The organism is Amycolatopsis sp. NPDC033938, assembly GCF_055575975.1.
The window spans coordinates 135,986-159,411 of sequence record NZ_JBVIRO010000020.1 but is presented as its reverse complement, the minus strand read 5'-3'; the positions used below and the strand labels follow the sequence as shown (position 1 = coordinate 159,411).

At 68.1% G+C, this 23,426-nt stretch carries 19 protein-coding genes and 1 tRNA gene; 3 read left to right on the top strand and 17 right to left on the bottom strand.

What is annotated here, in order from left to right; translation table 11 throughout:
- Positions 1 to 234: 234 nt before the first annotated feature.
- The 5 genes from ACZ5ZX_RS35040 to ACZ5ZX_RS35020 are packed head-to-tail and all read right to left on the bottom strand — an operon-like array spanning position 235 to position 4,880.
- Positions 235 to 1,725, bottom strand: coding sequence for a flavin-containing monooxygenase (locus ACZ5ZX_RS35040; protein ID WP_465506271.1), 1,491 nt, complete (start codon positions 1,723 to 1,725; stop codon positions 235 to 237).
- A complete protein-coding gene (locus ACZ5ZX_RS35035; protein ID WP_465506270.1) occupies positions 1,722 to 2,207 on the bottom strand; it encodes an NAD(P)/FAD-dependent oxidoreductase in 486 nt (161 codons plus the stop codon). Before ACZ5ZX_RS35035 ends, ACZ5ZX_RS35040 begins: the two co-directional genes overlap by 4 nt.
- Positions 2,204 to 3,133 carry a ferritin-like domain-containing protein gene (locus ACZ5ZX_RS35030; RefSeq protein ID WP_465506269.1) on the bottom strand — a complete coding sequence of 310 codons (930 nt, stop codon included), beginning with the start codon at positions 3,131 to 3,133 and terminating at the stop codon, positions 2,204 to 2,206. Before ACZ5ZX_RS35030 ends, ACZ5ZX_RS35035 begins: the two co-directional genes overlap by 4 nt.
- The gene (locus ACZ5ZX_RS35025) at positions 3,133 to 3,957 is read right to left on the bottom strand and encodes an SDR family NAD(P)-dependent oxidoreductase (RefSeq protein ID WP_465506268.1); all 825 of its coding nucleotides are present in this window, start codon (positions 3,955 to 3,957) and stop codon (positions 3,133 to 3,135) included. Before ACZ5ZX_RS35025 ends, ACZ5ZX_RS35030 begins: the two co-directional genes overlap by 1 nt.
- On the bottom strand, positions 3,954 to 4,880 hold the full coding sequence (locus ACZ5ZX_RS35020; RefSeq protein ID WP_465506267.1) for an alpha/beta hydrolase: 927 nt from the start codon (positions 4,878 to 4,880) through the stop codon (positions 3,954 to 3,956). Before ACZ5ZX_RS35020 ends, ACZ5ZX_RS35025 begins: the two co-directional genes overlap by 4 nt.
- Positions 4,881 to 4,924: 44 nt before the next feature.
- Between ACZ5ZX_RS35020 and ACZ5ZX_RS35015 the strand changes: the two genes are divergently transcribed.
- On the top strand, positions 4,925 to 5,551 hold the full coding sequence (locus tag ACZ5ZX_RS35015; protein WP_465506266.1) for a TetR/AcrR family transcriptional regulator: 627 nt from the start codon (positions 4,925 to 4,927) through the stop codon (positions 5,549 to 5,551).
- A gap of 94 nt (positions 5,552 to 5,645) precedes the next feature.
- On the opposite strand, the gene ACZ5ZX_RS35010 is transcribed toward ACZ5ZX_RS35015, so the two are convergent.
- Positions 5,646 to 5,719, bottom strand: a tRNA-Thr gene (locus ACZ5ZX_RS35010).
- A gap of 140 nt (positions 5,720 to 5,859) precedes the next feature.
- Between ACZ5ZX_RS35010 and ACZ5ZX_RS35005 the strand changes: the two genes are divergently transcribed.
- On the top strand, positions 5,860 to 7,536 hold the full coding sequence (locus tag ACZ5ZX_RS35005; RefSeq protein ID WP_465506265.1) for a hypothetical protein: 1,677 nt from the start codon (positions 5,860 to 5,862) through the stop codon (positions 7,534 to 7,536).
- Positions 7,537 to 7,946: 410 nt separating this feature from the next.
- On the opposite strand, the gene ACZ5ZX_RS35000 is transcribed toward ACZ5ZX_RS35005, so the two are convergent.
- From ACZ5ZX_RS35000 to topA, 7 genes are all read right to left on the bottom strand, one after another.
- On the bottom strand, positions 7,947 to 9,155 hold the full coding sequence (locus ACZ5ZX_RS35000) for a DNA polymerase III subunit delta' (RefSeq protein WP_465506264.1): 1,209 nt from the start codon (positions 9,153 to 9,155) through the stop codon (positions 7,947 to 7,949).
- Positions 9,152 to 11,206: a bifunctional MFS transporter/dTMP kinase gene (locus ACZ5ZX_RS34995; protein WP_465506263.1), complete on the bottom strand. Its 2,055-nt coding sequence runs from the start codon at positions 11,204 to 11,206 to the stop codon at positions 9,152 to 9,154. The genes ACZ5ZX_RS35000 and ACZ5ZX_RS34995 overlap by 4 nt, the downstream gene beginning before the upstream one ends.
- Before the next feature lie 146 nt (positions 11,207 to 11,352).
- The gene (locus tag ACZ5ZX_RS34990) at positions 11,353 to 11,967 is read right to left on the bottom strand and encodes a hypothetical protein (RefSeq protein ID WP_465506262.1); all 615 of its coding nucleotides are present in this window, start codon (positions 11,965 to 11,967) and stop codon (positions 11,353 to 11,355) included.
- Between the two features lie 13 nt (positions 11,968 to 11,980).
- Positions 11,981 to 13,204: a hypothetical protein gene (locus ACZ5ZX_RS34985; protein ID WP_465506261.1), complete on the bottom strand. Its 1,224-nt coding sequence runs from the start codon at positions 13,202 to 13,204 to the stop codon at positions 11,981 to 11,983.
- Positions 13,205 to 13,239: 35 nt separating this feature from the next.
- On the bottom strand, positions 13,240 to 14,013 hold the full coding sequence (locus ACZ5ZX_RS34980) for an ESX secretion-associated protein EspG (RefSeq protein ID WP_465506260.1): 774 nt from the start codon (positions 14,011 to 14,013) through the stop codon (positions 13,240 to 13,242).
- Positions 14,006 to 14,812: an ESX secretion-associated protein EspG gene (locus ACZ5ZX_RS34975; RefSeq protein ID WP_465506259.1), complete on the bottom strand. Its 807-nt coding sequence runs from the start codon at positions 14,810 to 14,812 to the stop codon at positions 14,006 to 14,008. The genes ACZ5ZX_RS34980 and ACZ5ZX_RS34975 overlap by 8 nt, the downstream gene beginning before the upstream one ends.
- A 201-nt stretch (positions 14,813 to 15,013) precedes the next feature.
- On the bottom strand, positions 15,014 to 17,926 hold the full coding sequence (topA, locus tag ACZ5ZX_RS34970; RefSeq protein WP_465506258.1) for a type I DNA topoisomerase: 2,913 nt from the start codon (positions 17,924 to 17,926) through the stop codon (positions 15,014 to 15,016).
- Positions 17,927 to 18,194: 268 nt separating this feature from the next.
- Here topA and ACZ5ZX_RS34965 point away from each other — a divergent pair, with 268 nt between their 5' ends.
- Positions 18,195 to 19,007, top strand: coding sequence for a S1 family peptidase (locus ACZ5ZX_RS34965; RefSeq protein ID WP_465506257.1), 813 nt, complete (start codon positions 18,195 to 18,197; stop codon positions 19,005 to 19,007).
- 82 nt (positions 19,008 to 19,089) lie between these two features.
- Here ACZ5ZX_RS34965 and ACZ5ZX_RS34960 read toward each other — a convergent pair whose 3' ends face one another.
- The 4 genes from ACZ5ZX_RS34960 to ACZ5ZX_RS34945 form a co-directional block, all read right to left on the bottom strand.
- Positions 19,090 to 19,701: a hypothetical protein gene (locus tag ACZ5ZX_RS34960; RefSeq protein ID WP_465506256.1), complete on the bottom strand. Its 612-nt coding sequence runs from the start codon at positions 19,699 to 19,701 to the stop codon at positions 19,090 to 19,092.
- A 34-nt stretch (positions 19,702 to 19,735) separates the two neighbouring features.
- On the bottom strand, positions 19,736 to 20,320 hold the full coding sequence (locus ACZ5ZX_RS34955) for a hypothetical protein (protein ID WP_465506255.1): 585 nt from the start codon (positions 20,318 to 20,320) through the stop codon (positions 19,736 to 19,738).
- Positions 20,321 to 20,411: 91 nt separating this feature from the next.
- Positions 20,412 to 20,966, bottom strand: a complete 555-nt coding sequence (locus tag ACZ5ZX_RS34950; protein WP_465506254.1) for a hypothetical protein — start codon at positions 20,964 to 20,966, stop codon at positions 20,412 to 20,414.
- Between the two features lie 116 nt (positions 20,967 to 21,082).
- Positions 21,083 to 23,344 carry a sodium-translocating pyrophosphatase gene (locus ACZ5ZX_RS34945; RefSeq protein WP_465506253.1) on the bottom strand — a complete coding sequence of 754 codons (2,262 nt, stop codon included), beginning with the start codon at positions 23,342 to 23,344 and terminating at the stop codon, positions 21,083 to 21,085.
- Positions 23,345 to 23,426 lie beyond the last annotated feature (82 nt).

Sequence of the window (23,426 nt, the reverse complement as noted above, 5' to 3'; positions counted from 1 at the left end):
ACCGCCCCCCCGTTGCAACCCAAAACCCCGCCGGCCTAACCGGGTCCCCCGTTTTTTTGTGGGGTTTTTTGGTTTAAACCCCTAATCGCCACTCACGACCAACCCGACCCACTCCCCACCGCCGCCCTCACACCGCCGCCCTCACACCCCGGCCTGCTCAGCACCGGGTTCGTCAGCGGTTCGCGGCGGCGCGAAGGCTCATCCAGGCCGGGGACGGCCGACTTCAGCCAGTGTTCACCGGCCGTCCGCGAAGGCGTAGTCGTCGAGGTCGAAGAACCGGCTCGTCACCATCGTCTCCAGCGTGGGCGAGGCGCGGAAGGGCACGTCCCCGTTCGCGTCGAAGTAGTAGCTGTTGGCCAGCGAACAGCTGTCCTGGAAGAACACCTGATGCTTGCGGCGGTCCAGCATGCTCTGGAAGTACCGGTCGTTGGCCTCGTTCGTGACCTCCACCCGCGTCGCGCCGGTCTTGCGGGCGTTGCGCAGACACCGGACGATATGCGCGCTCTGCGTCTCGATCAGGTTGAAATACGAGGAACCGTTGTAGCCGTAGGGCCCGAGAATGGTGAAGAAGTTCGGGAAGCCGGGCACACTGACGCCCTGATAGGCCTGGAACCGGTTCTCTTCCCAGAACTTCTCCAGATCGGTGCCGCCCGAGCCGCGCACGGTGAACGCGGGCATGTTGCCCTTCTCGAACACCTTGAACCCGGTCGCCAGCACCAGGACGTCGACGGCGTGTTCGGTGCCGTCGACGGTGCGCACGCCGTGTTCGGTGATCGCGTCGATGCCCGTGGTCTCCAGCGTGACGTCGTCACGGTCGAACGTCTGCAGGTAGTCGTTGGAGAAGCTCGGGCGCTTGCAGCCCAAGGCGTATCGCGGCGTGAGCTTCTCGCGGGTCACCGGATCCTTCACCGCGCGGCGCAGATGCGCGCGCCCGATCCGCTCCCCCGCGCCCGCGGTCGGCAGGAGGTTGTGGAAATGCGCGGCCAGCGGGAAGGTCACCTCGACCAGCGCCTGACTGGCCAGCCGCGACACCAGTTTCGCGCCGGGCAACCGCCGCAGCGCGAGCCGCGCGGGCCGGGGCAGGACGGCGTCGGGTTTGGGCAGGCACCAGATCGGCGTCCGCTGGAACACCGTCAGATGTCCCGCTTCCGGCGCGATGGAGGGGATGACCTGGACGGCCGACGCCCCCGTGCCGACGACGGCGACGCGTTTGCCGCGCAGATCGACGCCGTGGTCCCAGCGGGCGGTGTGCATGACCGTGCCGCGGAAGTCGGCGAGGCCGTCGATGTCCGGCGGCTTCGGCTGGGTGAGCACGCCGGTGGCGCCGACGACGAACCGCGCCGTCATCGACCAGCCGTCGGCGGTTTCCAGGCGCCACAAGTGCGTTTCGTCGTCGAAGGTGGCCCCGACGACCTTCGAGCCGAGCCGGGTGCGGCGGCGGATGTCGTACTTGTCGACGCAGTAGTCCGCGTAGGCCTTCAGTTCACGGCCCGGCGCGTAGACCCGCGACCAACCGGAGATCTGCTCGAACGAGAACTGGTAACTGAACGACGGGATGTCGACGGCGACGCCGGGATAGGTGTTCCAGTGCCACGCGCCGCCGACGCCATCGCCCTCCTCCAGCATCAGGAAATCGCCGAATCCCGCCTTGTCGAGCAGGATCGCGGCACCGATACCGGAGAAGCCACCGCCGATGATCGCGATCTCGTGGTCGGGCGTGGTCATACGGGAAGTCCTTCCTTGGCGAACAGCGAACTCGCGCCCACCACGACGACGTCCGCCTGATGCTCGATGCCCTCGGCGGTGCGGACACCGTGGGGCGCGAAGGCGTAGACCGGCCAGGTGATGAGCTTGCAGCCGGGCCGCTTGAGCGCGCCGTAGTAGCCGAGACCCGGCGCCGTCCGTCGCGAACCGAAGCGGCGGTCCGGCGTCAACAGTCGGCGGACCCAGGGGTCTTTCACCTGCCAGCGCAGGAAAACGCGGGCGACGGCGATACCGACGACACTCGGGCCGGGTACCGGCATCGGCACCACCCAGTCCGGTTCCTCCTGGAAGACCTTCACCGAAAGCGCGGTGGCCGCCACCTCGGGCACGATCTGCGCGGCCTCACGGCCGGGTGCGATGACAGCGACCCGCTGCCCCGCGAAGTCGTGCCCGAACCATTCGGTGCCGCGCAACACCTCGCCCCGGAACTCGCCCAGCGTCATGACGCGACCGGTTCGTGGGTGATCTCCTCGGTCCACGACTGCGGTTTGCCCAGCAGCCGCGCGGGGATCAGGCGGGTCACCTTCACCATCGGGTCGGCGAGCAACCGGTGGTAGACGTGCGAACGGTCGACGATCATCGCCGCCTGCGCCTTGAGCACGTGATACGCCGGGATGCGTTTGGTGAACTCGCCGCGGCCACCGATGGTGGAAAACCGCTTCACGGCGTTGTACAGCTTCTTCTCCGGCAGGCCCATCGCGACGATGTTGTCCCGCATCTTGTTGATCAGCGGTACGAACACCACGATCAGGCCCAGCACGATCTGCGGTTTGAGCGAGCCGAGCGATTCGGTGAGCAGTTTGGTCGTCGAGCCGGCGCCGATCAGTTCCAGCACTTCGAAGTCGGCCGTGATGTGCCGCGACTCGTCCGAGTTGATATGCCGGAAAACCTGATGGCACACCGGATCGGAGACCTCTTCGAGCAGGAACTTCACCAGCGCGCCGTCCAGCGCGCATTCCAGCAGCGGGATGAGCGTGGCCAGCGCCGTCAGCGGCAACGTGTCGCCGTAGTCGTCGAGGACCTTGATGGCGAGCTTGACGTTGATGTTCGGCTCGGGCATCGACCCGTGCTCGTCGAGCATGCCCCAGCGCTTCATCAACGCCAGTTCGGCGTTGGCGTGTTTCTGTTCCTCGGCGTGGAAGTACCGGTAGATCTCCTGGATAACCGGCGTCGGCGCCTTCTTGGCCAGCGAGGCGAACCCGCGGGCGCCGACGTGCTCGATCCACACCAGATCGGCCATGAACGGCCGCATCTTGGCGCGCAGTTCGTCGGTCATCGTCTCCGCGCCGGGCGCGTCCCAGTCGATGTCGGCCAGCGACCACTGCTTGTCCTTGATGGTCTGGAGCATCGCGTCGAAGTCGTAGGCCATCACTTCTCCTTTTCGGCGGGCAGGAACCGGCCGAGGAGACCGGCGATCCGCGTGTAGGGGACGGGCACGAACCGCTTGGCGTGCCAGAGAAGCTGAGCGTCGGGCTGCGGCACCACGTACAGGCGCCCGCGATCGTGGGCGTCGAGCGTCATCTTCGCGACCCGTTCGGGTGAGAACCCGACCAGATCGGAGACACGCTGCGCGAGACCACGTGCTTCGGCATCGATGAGTTCACCGCCGAAGATGTTGGTGCGCACGAAAGTCGGGCACAGCACGGTGACCGCGACGCCGGTGCCGGACAGCTCCGCGGCCAAGGTCTCCGAAAGACTGACGACCCCGGCCTTGCTCACGTTGTAGGCGGCCATCCTCGGCGCGGCGGTGAACCCAGCGGCCGAAGCGACATTGATGACCCCGCCCGCCTTCGCCGCCCGCATGGCGGGGACGAAGGTGTGGCAACCGTGGATCACGCCCCAGAGGTTCACGCGGAGGGTGCGCTGCCAATCGGACAGCGGGCTCTCGCCGACGAGTTTGCCACCGGCGCCGATCCCGGCGTTGTTGACGACGAGGTCCGGATCGCGGCCGAGCCACGAACGGGCCTGGTTCGCCAGCTCGGCGACTTCATCCACAGTGGACACATCGCAGGCGACGGCAACCGCTTCGCCGTTGTCCTTGAGCATCCTCACAGTTTCTTCGGCGGAAGCGAAGTCGATGTCGGCACAGACGACCCGGCTGCCGCGCCGGACGAGTTCGGCCGCGATCGCCCGGCCGATACCGCTGCCCGCGCCGGTGACGACCGCATGCGCCCCGTGGGTCCGTTTCGTCATGCCGCCCTCTCGATCGCCGGGAGATTCTCGGTCAGGAACCGGCAAGCCCGCTCCATCGCCGGTGCCGCTTCGGGGATGAAGCGGGTCAGCGCCTGGAAGACGTGCATCTGGCCGGGGACGATGTCGAGTTCGCAGTCCGCCCCCGCGCGGCGCAGTGCCCTGGCCAGTTCGATGGCGTCCGCGGCGAGCATTTCGAGGCCGCCGGCCTGGATGAGCGTCGGCGGGAAACCCTTGATGTCGTCGAAAGCGAACCGAAGCCGTGTCGAGGTGAGGTCGGCGTCCACTGTGTACAGACCGACCAGGCGGGCCGCCGCTGCGGCGGAGATCATCGGATCGCGCCGCATACGCTCCCGTTCCGCCGCGAGCCCGAAGGTCACGTCGAACAACGGCGAGAAGAGGGCGAGCGCGGCGGGTGGCGCTTTGTGCTCCCGGATGAGCTGCGCGGCGAGGTCGACCGCGAGATGCCCGCCCGCGGAGTCGCCCGCGACGAGAATCCGTTCACAGCCTTGCCCGACGAGCCGGTCGTAGGCCGCGCGGACGTCGTCGGCGGCGTTCGGGAACCGATGCCTGGGCGCGAGGCGGTACTCGCAGGCGAATACCGGCAACCCGGTGCCGGCGGAGACCCGCGTGGTCAGCCCGCGATGCGTGCGGGGCGAGCAAAGCGAGTACCCGCTGCCGTGGACGTAGAGGACCACGGCGTCGCCGTCGGTCACTTCGGGACCACGGACCCACTCGCCGCGGACGCCGGGCTCGACTCGGCTCCCCTTCAACGGTGGGGAAGCCAGCCACAGGCTGCTCGCGATGAAAGCACGGGAGAAGGCGACTCCGGCCCGGTTGGCCGGGATCGCGTTGGCGATCGGCCGCACGAAGGCGGACGTCAGCGTGGCGGCCAGACCGGGTCGCAGGCCATTCTGCGGTCGCATGCCCTCAGAATGAATCTGAGGGCACCTGCTGTCAAGATGGAGCGGTGACCGCGTCCCGCCGCTACAGCGGCAAAACCGCCGACGAGCGCCGCGCCGAACGACGGCTCGCCCTGCTAGGCGCCGCATTGGACATCTGGCAGGAACAGGGGTGGGCGGCGGTCACGATGCGGGGTGTGTGCGCGCGGGCGAACCTGACGGACCGGTACTTCTACGAGAGCTTCGCCAACCGAGACGAACTCCTTGCCACCGCCTGGGAACAGGTCCGCGACGAAACCCTGCGGATGCTCCTCGACGCGGTCGCCGAACGGATCGACCGCCCGGCCTTGGACCAGCTCCGCGCCGCCGTCGACGTCGTCGTGCACCACGTGCAGGAGGAGCCGACACGGGCGCAGATCCTGTTCGGCGACCACGCGGGCAGCGCGGTGCTGGAGCAACTGCGGCGGCAGACCGTCCAGGAGACCACCGGCCTGCTGATCGAACTGGCCCGGCCGCATCTGAAGCCGGACGTCGACGAGCTGGAATTCCGCGTCAACGTCCTGCTGGGCATCGGCGGGTTCGTCGAGATCATGCTCGCGTGGCGCTCCGGCCTGCTCGACGCGGACGCGGACACCCTCGTCGAACACCTCACCGGCGTCGGCACGTCACTGTCGCGGATGTTCCTCAAGAGCTGACACCAACGGGTGAACTTCCGTCGCGGCCGCGCGACTGCCCCGGAAACGGATCAGGGCCTCATCCGGAGTATCCGAATGAGGCCCTGACCTGCGGAGCCGCCTAGGGGAATCGAACCCCTGACCTATTCATTACGAGTGAATCGCTCTGGCCGACTGAGCTAAGGCGGCAGACATCGGGCTCGCACCCGATGACGGAGACAAGTGTAGCGGAGGCTTGAACGTCACCTTCCAGGGCCACCGTCGTTAAGGTCCTATGACGCCGGTCTCAGTCCCCCAAGATCGGCCCATCCCCACTGGAGGACCTGTTCATGCGGCAACGACTGCCCCGTGTGCTGGCGCTTCCGGCCGCCGCGGCCCTGCTTCTGCTGACCGCGGCTCCGGCGACGGCCCAGACGATCCCCACCACGCCGATCCCCGATCCGGCGAACCCGGGACAGCCGCCGATGTCGGCGCCGATCGGGCCGCAGCCGCTCGGCAAGGCGGTCGGTGACGCGGGGGCGGCGCTCGGCGTGCTGCGGCTGCTGCCCAACGCCGTCCCGACGAGCGCGATCCTGCCCGGCGCGGGTGAGATGCTGCCGAAGCAGTCCGCGCTCGAAGCCGGGATGGGGCTTTCCAGCGCCCAGGCCAACTCCGAGGCGTACCTGAACTACGAGAAGTCGATCGCGCAGTCGTCGCCGTTCGGCCTGTCGGCCGCGGGCAACGCGCCGCAGACGCCGGGGAGCCTCGTGCAGACGGCGCTGCCGGACAACCCGAAGCCGATCAGCGGCGGTCTCAACGCGCCGAAGAACCCGCTGTTCAACCTCGGCCTGCTCAACGGCGAGGCGCACGCGCGCTGGAGCCCGACGCTCGGGCCGTGTGTCGGCACGATCGCCGATTCGAGCACGTCGATCGCGAACCTCTCGCTGCTGCCGACCATCCCGAACCTCCCGGGTGCCGAGCAGCTGACCCAGGCGAGCGACCAGCTCAAGGCCGGCCTCGCCGGACTGCCCGGTCCGCTGGCGAACCTTGGTGACCTGCTTTCGGGGAACAGCGCCAGCGGTGACGGCAAGGGCGCGGTGCTGAGCCTGCCGAACACGCTGTCGTCACGGTCGGTCGTGCGGCTGGTCGACATCCCCGGCTCGAAGAACAAGGCCGTCGAATCGACGTCGACCCTGCAGGCGGCCAGCATCGAACTGCTGAAGGGCACGCCGCTCGGCCTGACGATCAAGGTCGCCAGCCAGCCGACGCTGCGGGTCACCTCGACCGGTGACAAGAAGACGTCGAAGGTCGAGTACACCGCTCCGGTGCTGCAGATCATGCGTGGCGACAAGGTGCTGTTCACCCTGGACGCGCACAACCCCACCAAGGACGTCCCGATCGGCATCCCGCTGCCGACGCTCAAGCAGGTTCCCGGCTTCGAGCAGCTGAAGAACGTGCCGGTCGTCGGCGGGCTCGCCGAACTGGTGAACGGTGCCACTAAGCAGCTTCCGGGCGGCGAGGCCGGTAATGGGCTCACCCTCGACATCGGGGTGCTGAAGCTGTCGATCGCCGGACTGAACCAGAAGTCGAGCGACATGACCTCGCCGTTCAAGGGCTTCCAGATGGGCGCCTCCGCGCGACTGCTGGACCTGCAGATCCTGCCCACCACCGCGCTGCAGAAGGCGCTCCCGCCGGAGGTCGCGAAGAAGCTGCCTTCGTCGCTGGCCCAGGTTTCGCTCGGTGAGCAGATCGCACGGGCGTACGCGCCGGCAGGCGGCGTCGAGTGCGGCACGGCGACTCCGCCGCCCGCGGGGAACAACGGTGGCGCGGCGCCGAAGGGCCCGGTCAAGAACCTGGCCTACACCAACGCGGCCTACGACACGGTGCCGATGTTCTGGACGGGTACCGCGATGCTGCTGCTCGGTGTGGTCCTGGTGGCCGCGATGCCGGGACGTCGCCGGCTTGTTCCGGTTCCGGTGTCGAAGGACGATCCGGGCTTCAAGCCTTCGCCGCGACCGCGCACCTAGACGGGGCGAGGAGGGTGATGAACGGTCCTTTCACGCCTTGCCCCCGCGTGGGAGGCCCGTTCGTGCCACCCTCTCTTGCTTGGGTTCAGTGAGCCGAAGGGGACCTTCGCCGCTTTCGCTTTCGAGAGCGGCGAAGGTCCCCTTCGCTTTGCCTGGCTCGCCGCGGTCTGATGTCCCCAATGTGGCATTGGGGACAGGGAGCGTCTCCCATGCCACATCGGGGACATCAGACCGCGGCTTACCGGAGACCCGAAGGTTCCTCACTTACCCACAGCACTTATCCACAACCCGCTCCAGCTGTGGACAACTCGCGCTACCAGCCCTTTCCCTGCCCCACCCCCGGTAGACTGGACTCGGGGTCGCCCCCCTGGGACGGGCGGGGGGCTGGGGTAGGCGAAGCAGGAGCCGGGTCAGCCTTGGCGCAGGGTGGTGACCATGGCTTCGACGGCGATTCGCGGTTTCACGTTCAGGTCGATGGCCTCGCGGCATTCCAGGACGGCTTCCAGACGGCGCAGGATCGAGTCCGGCGCCCAGGCGGAGGCGGCCTGCGCGATTTCCGACGCGTGATCGGGGTGGTTCAGCGTCGCGTTCGCGCCGCTCGCGGTCACGAGCACGTCCCGGTAGAACGCGGCGAGGTCCACCAGCGCGAGGTCGAGGGTGTCCCGCTGGGTCCGGGTCGCCCGCGACTTCTGGCGCTTCTCGAGTTGCTTCACCGCGGCTTCGGCGGCCCGTTTCGCTCCAGCGACACCCTTTCCGATGCCGTCGCCGCCCATCGCGGTGCGGATTTCGGAACGCTCGGCCTCGTCGCGGACCTTGCTCTCCTCGCCCGCGTCGGCCTCGGCCGCGCTGATCAGCTGATCGGCGCAGGTGAACACATCGGCCGGACGGCGCAGGCCCAGCGGGATCCGCAGCACTGTCGCCCGCCGCTGCCTGGCGGCTTCGTCGGTCGCGAGCCGCCGCGCGCGGCCGACGTGTCCACTCGAGACGGACGCGGCCCACCGCGCGCGGTCGGGATCGATGCCGTCCCGTTCCACCAGCACCTGCGCGATCGCTTCGGGCGGCGGCGTCCGCAGGGTGACAAGGCGGCACCGGGACCGGATCGTCACCGACACGTCTTCCGGGTGATCGGACGGCGCGCACAACAGGAACACCGTGCGGTCCGGCGGCTCCTCGACGGCCTTCAGCAACGCGTTCGACGCGCCTTCGGTCAGCCTGTCGGCGTCCTCGATGATCACCACCTGCCACCTCCCGGTGGTCGGGCGGCGAGCGGCTGCCTGGACCAGCGCACGCATTTCGGCGACGGAGATCGAGAGGCCCTCCGGCGCGACGAGCTTGACGTCGGCGTGGGTGCCGGCGAGCACGGTGCGGCAGCCGGGGCATTCCCCGCATCCCGTGCCGGTACTGCACTGCAACGCCGCCGCGAAAACCCTGGCGGCGGTCGAACGTCCCGATCCGGGCGGTCCGGTGACCAGCCACGCGTGAGTCATCGCGCCGGGCGCGACAGGCTGGTTCTCGATGATCCGCGCGGCCGCCGTCGACGCCGTGGAAAGGACGCGCGCGGCGGGATCCTGGCCGACGAGCTGCTTCCAGACACCGATCAGCACAGGGGATTCCGTCATCTCGCCTCGACCTTTTCCTCCGACGGCACGAGCCCGGCGAGTTGGCCGACGAGCACCGCACGGATGGCGGCGCGCACCCGCTCGCACACTTCGTCCTCTGTGCCGTCCGCGTCGACCACCACGTACCGGTCCGGGTCGGCGGCGGCCATCTCCGTGAGCAGATGCTGCACCCGCCACTGCGCGTCCAGCGCCTCCGACTTCCGCATCACCGTGCCGGGATCGGCGTCGAGCAGAACGGTGATATCGGGCCGCAGCCTGCCGGTCGCCCAGTCGGCGAGCCCTTCAAGTTCCTGGCTGTCGAGCCCGGCGACGGCGGACAGATGGGCCAGCGGCGAATCCACGAAACGTTCCATGACGACCACGGAACCGGCGTCGAGCGCGGGCTGGATGTCCCGTTCGACGATGTCCGCGCGCACCGCGGCGGCCGCGAGCGCCTGCGCCCGCGCACCGGACAGCGAAGCACCGGAGACGAGCTTCGCGAGCCGCTGGTCGTCCAGTGCCGGGTCGGCGGCCAGCACGACGGGACGCGTACCCGCGCGCAGCCATTCGGCCAGCCGCGCGGCCTGCGTCTCGGTGTTGATGGCCCTGGTGCCTTCGAGCGCGATCAGCAGCCCGTTCACGCGCCGGGGGCTGCGGCGCAGGGCGTTGCGGAGGTCGGCGAGGATCGGCTCGGCACGCCTGTCGTCCATCTGCCGGTAGGCGATGATGCCGGCGAGCAGGGCGAGGACACCGCCGCCGATCATCACCGGCCGCGTGCCGTCGATCGTGATCGTGCCGCCCCACAAGGTGAGCTCGGTCTGCTGGACCGCGCTGATCAGCACCGGGACCAGAATCGTCGCGCCGAACAGCACGATCTTCATCAGCGACTGGTAGATCGCGTTGATCCGGCCGCGGATCGAGTCCTCGATCCGCGAACCGATGATCGTGACACCGGTCAGGAACGCCGTCCCGGCCCAGACACCGACAGCGGCGACGGCAACCAGCGAAACGGCGAGGTGCGGCGACAGCGCGACGACGATGAGGCACAGACCGGCGGCGACGATCGAGATGCCGAACAGCCGGTCGTGCGCGAGACGGCGGGCGAGCTTCGGCGCCACGGCCATACCGGTGGCGAGCCCGAGGAAGACGGCGAGCACGAGGAGGTTGAACGCCGCGTCACCGGCGAGCAGGCTGGACGAGTACGGCTTGGCCGAACCGATCACCGCGCCACCGGCGGCGAACGCGCCGAAAGCGCCGATCATCAGCCCGCGCACCAGCGGCGTCGTCCGCACGAACCGGGCGCCGTCGGAGATCATCTGACGGAAGCCGAACTTCTCCTCGTCGGCGGGCTTGACCTTGGGCTTCTCGACCGCGTGGACATTGCGCAGCGAAAGTTCGGGGATCCGGGTGGCGATCACGATCGCGCTGGTGAGGTACAGCAGCCCGGTGATGACGACGGCCACCTTCGCGATACCGAGCTGGGCGTCGCCGTCGAAGAAGTGGAACGTGGTGTTACTACCGGTGAGCAGGGCGTTCGCCCCGGCCGCGGTGACCACCGCGAGGCCGTAGGTCATCACCATGCCGAGCTGGTTGGCCGTCTCGACCTGGTCCGGGCGGCGCAGCAGGTTCGGCACCGCCGCGTCCTTCGACGGGATCCACATCATCGAACAGCAGCCGACCAGGAAGTTGCCGACGAACACCCACCACGGCGTGCCGACGAACGCGATCGACAGCAGGAAGCCGCACCGGCCGAGGTCGCAGAGCACCATCACCTTGCGGCGGTCGAACCGGTCGGCCAGCAACCCGCCGAGCGGGGCGAACAGCAGACCGGGCAGCAGCGACGTCAGCACGACGCCCACGAACGCGAAGTTCTGCGCCGCGTAGTTGTCCGTCAGCTTGGTGACCAGGCCGGTCAGCGTCAGCAGGTTCAACCAGTCCGCGACGCTGCACAGATAGGTGACACCCCAGAGGCGGCGGAACGGCTTGATGGCCAGCACCCGCCGCACGCGGTGCATGGTGGAAGCATCACGGCCCGCCGATCCACTCGTGCCCGCTTCGGGCACCGATTGCACGCCCTCGCTGATACGCCCACCCCATTAGTCACGCGGCGCCGAGGCGTGACCCGGGTGTACGCCGAGTCCCCCGACCGTATTGGCCAGGGTATCCCGATGGATGAGGTGAGGACGGACGGGCCCGTCCGGCGCTACCGCCGGACGGGTTACCCGAAGATCCCCGCGATGCTGTTGAACAGGCTGGCCAGCAGCTGAATGGCGAGGATCGCGAAGACGATCATGAGCGCGATCGCGATCATCACCCCGGTGGTGTTCGACGACGGCTTGCCGAGCCTCGGAAGCTGCATCGAACGCTTGGCGCGCCGTACTTCGACCTCGGCCTCTTCGTCGACCTCGACCGGATCTTCCTGCTTCAGACTGCGAGGCCCACGAAGCAGCTGCGGCGGCCTCGTGGGCCACGTGCGCTGCTGGGGCAGGATCCCGATCGGCGTAGCACCTTGCTCACCGACCGTGCTGATGATCCTGGGAGACGGAAGAAGGGCGGACTGCTCCGCGCCCGGCCTGCGGGCGGGCTGATCTTCCGCCAACATCGCCGCGTCGACCATCCGGCTCACGACTTCGGGGTCGTGCTGGACGGGCCCGGGGACCGGCACGTGAACCTCCTCGGCGACGCCCGAAGAGTCCAGCTGACCCGCCGTACCGGTCGTGACCAGCCCGGACACCGGGTCGGCGAACGTGTCGCCCGGAGGTTCTGCCTGAGTGCCGTCGCCTTTCACGAAGTCGGGGGCATCGAAGAAGGGTGCATCGCCCTTCCCGCTCATGGTGACCACCTCACTACGGAATGTCCTCTGCTTCCAGGGTAACCAGCTCGGCCCGGCGCACATCCGCCCAATGGGCCAGATAAATGTCACGCGCGGCAAGGCTGATCTTCACGTCCTCCAGCAAAGGTTCGAAGAAAGAACGCCGGTACCGGGCGTCTGTCGCGGTTGACGCGGCGAAGTACAAACCGGAGAAAACGGCAAGGAAAAGCGACACATTGATCAGCGCGGAACTCACCGGAAGAGGGACACCCAGCAGTGTTCCGGGCGCCGACTCACGCCCCGCGAACGCCGTCACGACCTCCGGCTGGAGGATCAGCACCCCGAACACGACGAAGAAGGCGAACACCAGCACCCCGAACGCCACGATCTGCACCGCCTGGGCGAGGAACAGCACCAGGGCGATGTTGAGCCGCTCCACCCTCGACAGGGCACGCCGTCCCGGCGTCGGGGTGTCATCGTCGTCGAAGGGCGTCCCGCGCAGGACCGTCGCGCCAGGCTCCACGGTCCAGGACTTCAGCTCCTTGATCTCGTCGGACAGCATCGACGCCAGGAACACCGCGCCGATCAGGACGAGGAAGCCGACCACCAGCCACAGCCGCCCCGGGCTCAGCCGTTCCACGGCCTGCCACAGCTCGGCGGTGAAGAAGCTGAACATCACCACCAGCAGGAGCAGCGGCAACGCCCGCGACGCCAGCGTGCCGATCGCCCGGACCTGGGCGACCGCGCTCTCCGCCGCCCAGCTCAGTATCGAGCCGATCCCGGTCCGAACCAGCAGCATCAGCACGACCAGGGCGGCGAGGTTGGTGAGCACGGCCATCCACAGCGGGTCGTCCCACGACACCAGTCCGGTGAGCCGCTCCCCGAGTGGCAGCAGCACCATCCAGAACAGGAAGGTCGCCGCCATCACCGCCAAGCGCACCCGCGTGCGCCTCAGCGCCCGGAGCAGCTTCGCCATCAGACGGCCGCCGACCAGTGGCACGACGAGCACGGCGAGCGCCAGCGTCAGCGCGCCGAGGACGTACGCGAGCCCGCTGTCACGCATGCGGGCCGCGAGCACTTCCGCGGGGACGTCGAGCAGTTTCAGCAATCCGGCCAGGAGGAGGTCGAGCAGGGACAGGAACACCAGTCCGGGCGTCGAGCGGCGCACCATGCCCGATCCGCGCCTCCGCCGGTGGATGACCATCGGCAGCCCTCGCCGCCGGAACCACGCGTCGGCCGCCCGCCGGTCCAGGTCCATCGCCGTCCCCCTCGTCCGTCAACGCCCAAAGGCGGCTACGTCCGGCTCAAGTCCACCGCCTCGTGCAGCCAGCCCGCCAGTGCCCGGCGGTCCATTCCACCGAACATGAGCCACCCTTCGGAAGGGGCTACGTACAAAACGAACCTCCCCAAATCGTTGTCGATGATCACGAACCCGTAATCCGGGTACTCGGCGTTCAGCCCGCCGAAGGCGACCAGGTCGAGGATCGCCGTCCCGGTCCGCGGACGGCTCACCATCTCGGCGACCAGGCCGACCTCTTCTTCCTGGCCCGGCAGCGGCACGCCGTGCTCGTCGATGCGGACGCGCAGCGGGGCGCTGTCACCGGCGGGAACATGCGGGAGCCCGCCGAAGACCCGTGCGCCCAGTTCGCCGAAGTCGCTGAGGCTGAACGTGGTCCGCCGCCCGGACCGCATTCGCCACACGACCGCCTGATGCCCGTCGCCGTAGCAATCGACCCGCACCGCACGGGGAGCGGAGGCGAAGACGCCGGTGAGGACGCCGCGCACCGAACCCCGCAGCATCACGCCGTGCATCTGGACCGCGGCGGGATGGATCTCACCGTTCTCCATCAGCCCGGCCTCTTCGAGCATCGCCGCCTTCGCCGCGTATCGCTCCGCCTGCGTGACCAGATCCGCCGGCTCGTCGTAGGACGGGCACAGGCGGCGGATCTCGTCGTCGGTGACCTCCGGGTCGTAGCCCAGGTACACGCTCCGGCGCTCGGGCACCGCGCGCAGCACCGGTTCGGCGGCGCGCTTCATCAGTTCCTGCACCGTCGCCGGCTCACGCATGGTTCTGCACCGCCTTCACGATCCACTGTTCGGCCATCGACCGGGTGGCCGGGCCCCAGGTGAGCGTCCAACGACCGGCGCCGTTCATCGCCGCGCTGAACTGGTAGCGGCCGAGGTCGTTGTCGACCAGGCCGAAGGCACCGTGCGGATATTCGGCGAGGATGGCGTTCCGCACCGCGAGATCGACCAGGACCGTGCCGTGACGGGGCCGCGAAGCACCCTCGCGGATCACCTCGAGCGCCTCGCGGGCCTGCGCCGGGATCAACCCGCCCGTGTCCGTCTCGATGCGCACCGTCTCGCCCGCGCCCGGCGGATGATCCGGCAGCCCGTCGAACACCCAGCCCGGCAGCGCGCTGAGGAAACCGGACCGCAGTCGCGCTCGCCTGCCGAGTTTGTTCAGCACCGTGGTGTAGTCCTCGTCGCCGAAGAACCGGACCTCCCACGGGTCCCGGCGCGCCGGGAAGACCCCGGTGACCACGCCGCGGATGAACCCGCCGCGAAGCGCGCGATACAGCCCGACGGCCTCGGGCGTGACCTCCCCGCCGGGGGCCAGTCCGATCGCCGTCATCCCGCTCACGAACCGGGTGTACTGCTCCACCTCCTCGGCGAGGGTGAGCCCCGGAGCCGGCTCCTCGCCGGACAGCACCGGTGGCACGGAAAGGTCCGGATCGTAGAACTCCATCACCGAGGGACGCTCCGGAACCTCGGCGGCCAGCGGGGCGATGACCTCGTCGATGACGTCGAAGACGGAAGTCGTTGAAGAACCGGTCGTTGAAGTGCTCACCTGACCATTGAACACCCTGGTACCGACAATTTTTAGAACTTTTGTTCGAACGGGTGAGGCCGGTCGGCGAGCGGTCGGCGAGCGGTATCGAGGGACCTTTGCTATCGCTCCACCGGCTCGTTGTTCCCGACCCCGCCGAACGTCATGAGGGGTCCCCACGGGACGAATTTCGTCCGGTGAGGACCCCTCATGACACTTGGGCCGAGCTAGAGCGCGCTACTTCGTCTTCGTGGCCGTCGAGCGCGAAGCGGGCTTCTTCGCCGCAGTCGACTTCGCAGCCGCGGTCTTCGTCGTCGACGTCTTGGTCGCGGTGGTCTTCTTCGCCGCGGCCGTCTTGGTGGCCGTCGTCTTCGACGCGGCGGGCTTGCGCGCAGGAGCCTTGCGCTTCGGCGCCGGGCCCTTCGCGCGCTTCTCCGCCAGCAGTTCGGCACCGCGCTCGGCGGTCAGCTCCTCGATGCTGTCCGACTTCCGCAGCGTCGCGTTGTACTCGCCATCGGTCACGTACGGACCGAAGCGGCCGTCCTTGACCACCATCGGCTTACCGGACACCGGGTCGTCGCCCAGCTCCTTCAGCGGCGGCTTCGCGGTCGCGGAGCGGCCACGCTGCTTCGGCTCCGAGTAGATCTTCAGCGCCTCTTCGAGCGTGATCGAGAACAGCTGATCCTCGGTCGTGAGCGAACGCGAGTCCGTGCCCTTCTTCAGGTACGGCCCATAGCGCCCGTTCTGCGCGGTGATCTCGTCGCCGGACTCGGGGTCCTTGCCGACCACGCGCGGCAGCGAGAGCAGCTTCAGCGCGTCTTCGAGGGTCATCGTCTCGATCGACATCGACTTGAACAGCGAGCCCGTACGCGGCTTCGGCTGCTTCGCCTTCGCGGCCTTCTTCTGCGCGGCGGTCGCGTTCTCGGGCAGCGGCTCCGGCTCCGGCAGGAGCTCGGTGACGTACGGGCCGAAGCGGCCTTCCTTCGCCACGATCTCGTGCCCGCTGACCGGGTCCGTGCCGAGCACGCGCCCTTCCTGCGGCGTCGCGAACAGCTTCTCCGCGACCTCCGGGGTCAGCTCGTCCGGCGGCAGCTCCTCGGGCAGGTTCGCCCGCTGCGACGTCCCGTCGACCTCACGCTCGAGGTACGGGCCGTAGCGGCCGACACGCACGACGACGGTGTGACCGTCGGCGTCGCTGAACAGCGGGATCGAGTTGATCTCGCGGGCGTCGATGTCCTCGACACCGGAACCGACCAGCTTCTTCAGCCCGCCGAGGCGGCCCACGGAGCCGTCGACACCCATGTCGCCGCCGAAGTAGAACTTCGACAGCCACTGCGTACGGTGCTCGTCACCGGCGGCGATGCGGTCGAGTTCGTCCTCCATGCCGGCGGTGAAGTCGTAGTCGACCAGCCGCTCGAAATGCCGCTCCATCAGCCCGATCACGGCGAACGCGACCCAGGACGGCACCAGCGCGGAGCCCTTTTTCCACACGTAGCCGCGGTCCTGGATGGTCTTGATGATCGACGCGTACGTCGACGGGCGGCCGATGCCCAGCTCTTCGAGCTTGCTGACCAGGCTCGGCTCCGAGTAGCGCGCCGGCGGCGACGTGGTGTGCCCGTCCGGGCTCAGCTCGGTCGCGGTCAGCGCCTGGTCCTTGACCAGCTGCGGGAGACGGCTCTGCTTGTCGTCCGCCTCGCCCCCGCTCTCGGTGTCGACGGCCTCGACGTACGCCTTGAGGAACCCGGCGAAGGTGATCGTGCGGCCCGAGGAGGCGAACGTGACTTCCTCGCCGCTGGTGGCGGTGCCGACGATGCGCACCGACATCGTGGTGCCCTTCGCGTCCGCCATCTGCGACGCGATCGTGCGCTGCCAGATCATCTCGTAAAGGCGGTACTCGTCGGTGTCCAGATCCTTCGCGACCTGGCCCGGCGTGCGGAAGACCTCACCAGAGGGACGGATCGCCTCGTGGGCTTCCTGCGCGTTCTTCACCTTGCGGGTGTACTGGCGCGGCGACGGCGAGACGTATTCCTTGCCGTACAGCTGCGTCGCCTGGCTGCGCGCCGCCGAGATCGCCGACTCCGACAGCGTCGTGGAGTCGGTACGCATATAAGTGATGTACCCGTTCTCGTACAGCTTCTGCGCGATCCGCATGGTGCGCTCGGAGGTGAACCGCAGCTTGCGGCCCGCCTCCTGCTGCAGGGTCGAGGTCATGAAGGGCGCGTACGGCTTCCGCGTGTACGGCTTCTCTTCGACGCTCGCGACCTTGAAGTCACGGTTCTTCAGCGCCTCGGCCAACCGGACCGCGTCGGCCTCGGCCAGCACGCGGATCTCGTTGTTCGAAGCCTTCAGCTGCCCGTCGGAGCCGAAGTCGCGGCCCGTGGCCAGCCGCGCGCCGTCGACGGCGATCATCCTGGCCGGGAAGTTCCGGGGCGACGCCTCGGCACCGGCGTCCATCGTCGCGGAGATGTCCCAGTACGACGCCGAGGTGAAGCGCATGCGCTCGCGCTCCCGCTCGACCACGATGCGGGTCGCCACGGACTGCACCCGGCCCGCCGAAAGCTTCGGCATGACCTTCTTCCACAGCACGGGCGAGACCTCGTAGCCGTAAAGACGGTCGAGGATGCGGCGGGTCTCCTGCGCGTCGACCAGGTCGCCGTCGAGTTCACGGGTGCTGTCGGCCGCGGCGCGGATCGCCTGCTCGGTGACCTCGTGGAAGACCATCCGGCGGACCGGGACCTTCGGCTTCAGGGTCTCCAGCAGATGCCACGCGATGGCTTCGCCCTCGCGGTCGGGGTCCGTTGCGAGATAGAGCTCGTCGACGTCCTTCAACAAGCCCTTCAGCTCGGTGACCTTGGACTTCTTGTCCGGGGTGACGACGTAGAGCGCCTTGAAGTCGTTGTCGACGTCGACACCCAGCCGCGCCCACGACTCGCCCTTGTACTGGGCCGGCACGTCGGCCGCGCCGCGGGGAAGGTCACGGATGTGCCCGACGGAGGACTCCACGACGTAGTTCGCGCCGAGGTACGGGGCGATCTTGCGGGCCTTGGTCGGCGACTCGACGATCACCAGCCGACGGCGCCCCGCGCCATCGTCCGACGCCGCGGTCTTCTTCGTCCGTGCTCCTGCCACGCTGTCCTGCTCTCCGCTCATCTTCGGCGCCTTCGCGCCGCCTCTCGACCCGTCAGTGTGCACGCTCGCACCACCCGGACCACGTCTAGGTGGGGCAACACGCCGCCGATCGTGTGTCCAGCGCATCGCCGCTGACCTCGTCGATGTTTCCTTTCAACACCTAGCACGTGATGTCGGACACGTCCGCCTGGGGTACCGCGTGACGGGGTGAACACCCTCCGTTCGACGGTGGTGGCTCCCTTCCGCCAACGCTTCACTTGATATCCACGCCGACCCGAAAGGACTCCACGTGACCCGACGACTCCTCGGCACACTGTTCGCCATGCTGACCGCATCCGCCCTGGTCGGTGCCGTTCCCGCGGAAGCGGCGACGACCACCTTCGCCGGAACGGTGGCGTTGTCGAACTGCTCCGGGTCGGTGGTCAAGCCGCCCGAGGCGAGCCTCGACGACCCCGCCCTCGTCCTCTCCAACGGGCATTGCCTCCAGGAAGGTTTCCCGGACCCTGGAGAAGTAATCGTCAACCAGCCCTCGTCACGGACCTTCAGCCTGCTGGCCAAGGACGGCCGTTCGTCACTGGGCACGCTCAAGGCGAAGAAACTGCTCTACGCGACGATGACCGACACCGACGTCTCGCTGTACCAGCTCAACACCAGCTATTCCCAGATCCGGGCGACCTACGGTATCGCCCCGCTGACGCTCTCGCCGACCCGTCCGTCGGCCGGTATCGCGATGGACGTCGTTTCGGGGTACTGGAAGAAGATCTACTCCTGCAACATCGACGGCTTCGTCCACGAGCTGCACGAAGCGGACTGGGTCTGGAAGGACTCGATCCGGTACACCTCGGCGTGCAAGACGATCGGCGGGACCTCGGGGTCGCCGATCATCGAGACCTCGACCGGGAAGGTCGTCGGCGTCAACAACACCGGCAACGAAAGCGGTCAACGGTGCACGATGAACAACCCGTGCGAGGTCGACGCCACCGGGAAGGTGACCGTGCGGAAGGGCATCAACTACGGGGAGCAGACCTATCAGCTGACCTCCTGTCTTTCGCGTAGTGAGCTGGACCTGGCGAACCCGAACTGCAAGGCGCCTAAGCCCTGATTCCCCTCGCCTCAAGTGCTATGAAAGGTCCTTTCCTTGCAAATTTTGCAAGGAAAGGACCTTTCATAGCACTTGGCGAGCCTCACCCGGCGCGGACGACGGGCACCAAACTCGGCCAGGCGGGCTCCGCACCCACAGGCGCGTCCCCGATCAGCTCCAGGACGTGCGCCAATCGCCGACGGCCGGTGATCCGCAGCAACGCCTCTTCACCCTTGAAGGTCTTCGCCGGGACGCCCAGCTGGGCCAGCGCCGTGATCAGCCGCTCATGCGTTTCCGGCGCCTCCGGATCGAGCGCGAGCAGGTAGCCGTTGCCCTGCGGGCTTCCCGCCGCCAGCGCCCACATCCTCAGCATCGCGCCGTCGAGCCGGAACCCGTCCGGCAGTACTTTTTCCTCACCACGGTTCCAGCCCCGTTCCAGCGGCAGCAGATCGACACGGAACGGCGTTCTCACCAGCGGCCGTCCGCATTCGGCGGCCGAGACCTGCGCCTCCGCGCCGCGACGACGGCATTCCCTGGCCAGTGCGCGCGCTCTCCACGGCTCGTCGACCACGGCGGACAGCCGCGCGGCCGTCCGGCCGAAGCCCGCCATCCGCCCCGGCCCGCACAGCACACCGGCGAGGTCGGCGAGCCCAGGCCCGCTCGCCTCCGCCGAGAAGAGCGAGATCGTCCCGTCCACCCGCACACAATAGAACACAAGTTCGACTCATGGCCAGTGACAGCTCGATGACTCAGCGCGGTTGCTTGACCAAATCCTGGCAAACGGGGATCCGGCTGGCCGCCGCGGCGAGCTGAGGCACGTCGTTAAGGCCCCTGAGGAGGTCGAGGCGGTCGAGTTCGTCGAGGGACGCCCTCGCGTCGCGAAGCGCCGCCTTCGTCGCCTCGGGATCACTTGAGGAGTCGAGGCGTTGACGTACATCGTCGGCGCGAGCGCGAATGCCGTTGAGCTGGGCTATGGCGGCGCTTCGCGAGGCGTCGCCACCGGCGACCGGGGACGGCCCGAGGTTCCCGAGGGCGGCGGACGTCCGGTTCAGCCCCTCGACCACCGAGGTCATCAGCTCAGCGGAGGTCTGCGTGGCCTGCTGTGGCGTGCTCGGATCGACGCTGGGCAACGTCGCCAACGTCCGCACGAGTCCGCCGGACGCGGCGCAGTATCCCTCTGCCCAAGCGGAGGCGGGGTCGGCCTGCGACGCGCTGACCGTCGCGAGACCTTCTTGTCTGGCGTGGGAAGTCACCGCGGGCTGCTGCCCGCACCCGGCGAGGCCGAGTCCGATACCTGTTGCTAGCGCGGCAAGGACGGTGAACCGCGGCCGCACGAAAACACCTCCCGACCTGACGACTTCCCAGTTGGCCCCCGACGGTACCGATACCGGTGGGCATTGCAAATCAACGTGACGTCAAGAACGTTCAGGAAGGCAGCTTCTTGCAGTTCGGGGCCTGTGCTGCCAGGGCTTTCAACGAAGCGTTCGTTTCCAGCTGCTGGAACGGGTCGGGCATGTCGTTGATGTCGGAGCCGATCTGCCGGAACGACACCGCGGCCGCCGCCGCGGCCATCTTGTCGTCCTTCGGCGCCGCGTCCAGTTCGGTCTTCGCCGCGACGACCTTGTCCCGCAGCGGAGTCAGCGCGTCGACGATGCTCTTGCGCGCGGTCTCGGCTTCCGCGCTCGGTGCCGGACCGAGTCCCTTCAGCCCGGTGACGGCGTTGTCGAAACCGGGAGCGAAGACGGCGAAGGCGTCGTCCATCGCCTTGCGCGCGCTCGCGACGTCGCCCTGCTCGACCTCGGGCATCTTGAAGTCACCGATCTTGGCGAAGTCGATCAGCGAACCGCAAAACCCGTCCATCCACTCGCTTCCAGCCGCGGCGGCGGAAGAAGAAGAAGGTGCCGGTGCGGCGGGTGGTGTCTCGCCACCGCAGCCTGCCAGCAGGAAAACGGCGGCGAGCAGAGTCAGCGAACGCCTCATGGCAGGGACTCCCCGGGTCGGGATCGGTGTGACGCGCAGAGATTAGCCTGCCCAGGAAAAACGCCGGGCCCGCCACGGAAAACGTGACGGGCCCGGCGGGTGGGACTTTCCCGGCGTTACGCCTTCGCTTCCGCGGGCGTCTCGGAAAGAACCGATTCACGCCGCTTGGAGACGACGATCGCGGCCACGATGATCGCGACGGCGACCAGCGAGATCCCGATACGGATGCCGACGTTGGCGTCCGCGCCGATCGTGAACTGCACGATGGCCGGAGCGATCAGCACCGACACCAGGTTCATCACCTTGATCAGCGGGTTGATCGCCGGACCGGCGGTGTCCTTGAACGGGTCACCCACGGTGTCACCGATGATGGTGGCCTCGTGCGCGTCCGAACCCTTGCCGCCGTGGCTTCCGTCCTCTACGAGCTTCTTCGCGTTGTCCCAGGCACCACCGGAGTTGGCGAGGAAGATCGCCATCAGGGTGCCGGTCGCGATCGCACCGCCGAGGTAACCGGCGAGCGCGCCGGTGCCGAGGCCGAAGCCGACCGCGATCGGGGCGAACACCGCGAGCAGACCGGGAGTGGTCAGCTCACGCAGCGAGTCACGCGTGACGATGTCGACGACACGGCCGTACTCGGGACGGGTGGTGCCCTCCATGATCCCCGGGATGTCGCGGAACTGGCGGCGCACTTCGTAGACGACCGCGCCGGCGGCACGGGACACCGCGTTGACCGCGAGACCGGAGAACAGGAACACGACCGCGGCACCGATGATCACGCCGACGAGCGTCGCCGGGCCGACGATGTTCGCGATGAACTCCTTGCCGTCGCCGACCGCCTTGGTGATCGCGTCCTGATAGGACCCGAACAGCGCCGTCGCCGCGAGGACCGCCGTGGCGATCGCGATGCCCTTGGTGATGGCCTTGGTGGTGTTGCCGACCGCGTCGAGCTCGGTGAGGATCTGCGCCGCGTCTTCGTCGACGTCGCCCGACATCTCCGCGATGCCCTGCGCGTTGTCCGAAACCGGGCCGAAGGTGTCCATCGCGACGATGACACCGACAGTGGTGAGCAGACCGGTACCGGCGAGCGCCACGGCGAACAGCGCGACGCCACCACCGACCAGGTACGCGCCGAACACGGCCGCGCCGATGACCAGCGCGGTGTACACGGCGGACTCGAAGCCGACCGAGATACCGGCCAGGATCACCGTCGCCGCACCGGTTTCCGAGGACTTGCCGACTTCCTTGACCGGCTTGTACTCGGTGCCGGTGTAGTACCCGGTGAGCTTGAGGATGATCGCCGCGAGCACGATGCCGATGATCACCGAGATGGTCGCGATGAGTGCCGGGCTTCCGGACTCGTTCGTGGCGCCACCGGTCAGCTCGGAGAACGAACCGGGCAGGTAGACGAACGCGGCGATCGTCGAGAGCACCGCGGAAATCCCCGCGGAGATGTAGAACGAGCGGTTGATCGTGACCAAACCGCCTTCGCCCGCCTTGGCCTTGGTGATGTAGACACCGATGACCGCGGTGATCACGCCGATGGCGGGAACGATGAGCGGGAAGATCAGACCGTGCACACCGAAGGCGGTGCTACCCAGGATCAGCGCGGCCACGAGCATGACCGCGTACGACTCGAAGAGGTCCGCCGCCATCCCGGCGCAGTCGCCCACGTTGTCACCGACGTTGTCGGCGATGGTGGCCGCGTTGCGCGGGTCGTCCTCGGGGATGCCCTGCTCGACCTTGCCGACCAGGTCCGCGCCGACGTCGGCGGCCTTGGTGAAGATACCGCCGCCGACACGCATGAACATCGCGATCAGCGCGGCACCGAAACCGAAGCCCTCCAACACCTTCGGGGCCTGTCCGGTGTAGACGAGGACGACCACCGCGGCGCCGAAGAGGCCGAGACCGACGGTGATCATGCCGACCACGCCACCGGTACGGAAGGCCACGCGCATCGCCTTTTCGCGACCACCTGGCTCACGCGAAGCGGCCGCGACACGCAGGTTCGCCTGCGTCGCGAGCCACATGCCGAGGTAGCCGATCGCGAAGGAGAATCCCGCGCCGACCAGGAAGAAGATCGACCTGCCGATCTTCTCGTTCCAGTCTTCGGCCGGCAAGGCGAAGAGCAGCAAGAACACGATCACGCCGAAAATCGCGAGGGTGTTGCGCTGCCGTTTCAGATAGGCAGCCGCACCTTCCTGCACTGCCTTCGCGATGTCCTGCATCTTGGTGGTGCCTTGGCCGGCGGCCAGCACCTCCTTGAGCAGAACGTAGCCGATGACCAGTGCGGCAAGGGCGACCACGGCGACTACACCGACAATGGTGTAGCCACCTCCGGAGAGCGTGAGATCGCTCGCCGCGAGGAACTGCCGGGACATTCGTCCTCCTGGAGACGTCGCCGTTGGCCAACGACGATCCGCCGATGGAACCGGCGTGCCGACGTTGGCATGGAGATCTGAG